The sequence below is a fragment of the Lacihabitans soyangensis genome (assembly GCF_024343775.1).
Taxonomy (GTDB): Bacteria; Bacteroidota; Bacteroidia; order Cytophagales; family Spirosomataceae; genus Leadbetterella; species Leadbetterella soyangensis.
Genome location: NZ_RJUF01000091.1, coordinates 1 through 1,972 on the forward strand (window position 1 = coordinate 1; position 1,972 = coordinate 1,972).

Annotated in this window: 3 protein-coding genes; 1 reads left to right on the forward strand and 2 read right to left on the reverse strand. The window is 35.1% G+C overall.

The annotated features are described in order from the left end of the window. Positions 1-915: tyrosine-type recombinase/integrase (locus EGI31_RS14495; RefSeq protein ID WP_255037554.1), on the reverse strand; the 915-nt coding region annotated here is incomplete at its 3' end. 142 nt (positions 916-1,057) lie between these two features. After that, positions 1,058-1,420 carry a hypothetical protein gene (locus EGI31_RS14500; RefSeq protein WP_255036425.1) on the reverse strand — a complete coding sequence of 121 codons (363 nt, stop codon included), beginning with the start codon at positions 1,418-1,420 and terminating at the stop codon, positions 1,058-1,060. Between the two features lie 101 nt (positions 1,421-1,521). On the opposite strand from EGI31_RS14500, the gene EGI31_RS14505 reads away from it, so the two are divergent. After that, the gene (locus EGI31_RS14505) at positions 1,522-1,839 is read left to right on the forward strand and encodes a hypothetical protein (RefSeq protein WP_255036426.1); all 318 of its coding nucleotides are present in this window, start codon (positions 1,522-1,524) and stop codon (positions 1,837-1,839) included. The last annotated feature ends 133 nt before the right edge of the window (positions 1,840-1,972 follow it).

Sequence of the window (1,972 nt, forward strand, 5' to 3'; positions counted from 1 at the left end):
GTTTTGAAAGATTGGAATTTCTTTTTGTAGTTTACCCGGTAAGTTCGCTATTACAAAAGGGTGTAGCGGAATTTCAATGTCTGTAAATTCTTTAGTTTCTGAATCCTTTGTTTTGCGTGGCTCAAATACCAAAGTTTTATTTATGATGTTTTTGCCTGTTATGGCTTGCACGTCCGAAATCCTTAATCCTGTGTAGCAACTAAACAAAAAAGCCCTCAAAACTTCACGGTGGTAAACGTTCGTAGTGGTTTCGTAATAAGCCTTAACTTTTTGAAATTCGTCTTCGTGTAGGAATTTTATACGCCTTTGGCCTTTTGGCATTTTGAACTTTTTGCCAAATGGGTAATCAACTTGTATGCCGTCTTCAATAGCGGTGTTTAGGTAGGTTCTGAAATCTTTGAGCGATGTCCAAATGGTATTGCGTTTATACTTCTGATTCTTAAGCCATAGTTTGTAAGATTCGAGCATTAATAAATTGATGTCCTGAAAAGCAATTTTACCTTTGAAGTTTTCAAGCCGTGCAATTGATTCTTTTTGTGCTTTGTATGTATTATACCCAATTTCTAATTTCTGATGCCTATCAAGTAGTTTGGCGTATGCGTATGAAACAAAATCTGTTGTGGGTCTATTCTGTAAAATTAATTTTACTCTGGCCGGCGTTGTTTCGGTGTTTGTTTCTAAATGCTCCGAAATTTTTAGCTTAAGATCATTTATTTTTTTGCTGGCCTGTAAATATTCTTTTAGAGGTGCATCCCCTTGAATTATTCCGTCCTTATTGATAAAAATAGGCTTCCAATGTACGCCTGTGGCTATTTTCATCTGTTTGCCTCCAAATGATACCACTAATCTAACCCCCTCAAATCCTTTGGAATCAGTTCTTTGTGGCGTGCCTGCCACATAAATGTTATGTTTCATGTTACTAAATGTTACTAAAACACGAAAGCCGTATCTAGCTGATAAACAACTAAATACGGCTTACTCCGTGACCCTACGGGAATGTTATAAATAATTGATAATAAGATTGTTATGTATGATGTTACTAATTTTGTTCTTAGTTTCATTTCGTAAGATTCTTTATTATGGCTATCAGTTCTGCGTTTTGTTTCAATAACTCCTTTACCGTTTCACTCTCTGAACCCTCACTTTTTAACACTTCATTAGTATAGTTTTTTACTTTACGGTAAGGAATTTCAGGCTCTTTCAATTGATATATATCAATTTCGCTTCCATACTCAAAGTATTTGTTTGGTTCAATGTCTAATAAATCAGACAATTTTTTGAAATTTTTCAGACTAAAACTTTCTTTTTCTAAGGCCGAATACCAACCCGCCCGGCTCATACCTATTGCATTGATAATTAAATCTTTAGTATAGCCCTTAGCGGCAATACGCTGGTCGATGATGTCTTTTAATTTTTGCATTGTCTTAAAAATATTACACAATATGCTTGCATAGTCCGAATAATCTTACATACATTTGTAAAGAAATTTAATACAAAGTGTTAACAAAAACAATACAAGTAATGAGCGAACCAATTAAAGCCCTACCTTTTTCACCACTCGAAAAGTACTATTTTGAAAGTATCGAAGAAAAGCAAAAACACTTCCGTGTAGAATGGTTTAAGTTTTTCGGACTTACCCGCCCTCAGTTTTACGCCCGTTTGCGTAAACCGCAAATAATTGATCTAGTCCTTTGGCAAATCGTATGCGATGAACTTGTATTCCCTGACAAAATAATTAGAGAATATGAGCATGAATTTTCGGCCAAACTTAAGGCCGTTAGGGTGTTCCAATTACCCCAAAGCTACATTAACCAAATTGAAGAAACTTATAATCTCTAACCCTACAAAATTATGCAAACCTCAGAACGTCAAGCATTTCAAGACACTATTAAAAAATTGACCTCCGAAAACGACACTTTTAAAAGTGAGTTGACCGCTATCAAGATTGAAAGAACCCTATTAAAAAACCGGG

Excerpts from the sequence above, each read along its gene's own strand:
- EGI31_RS14505 (WP_255036426.1), top strand. The coding sequence starts at position 1,522 with ATGAGCGAACCAATTAAAGCCCTACCTTTTTCACCACTCGAAAAGTAC.
- EGI31_RS14500 (WP_255036425.1), bottom strand. The coding sequence starts at position 1,420 with ATGCAAAAATTAAAAGACATCATCGACCAGCGTATTGCCGCTAAGGGC.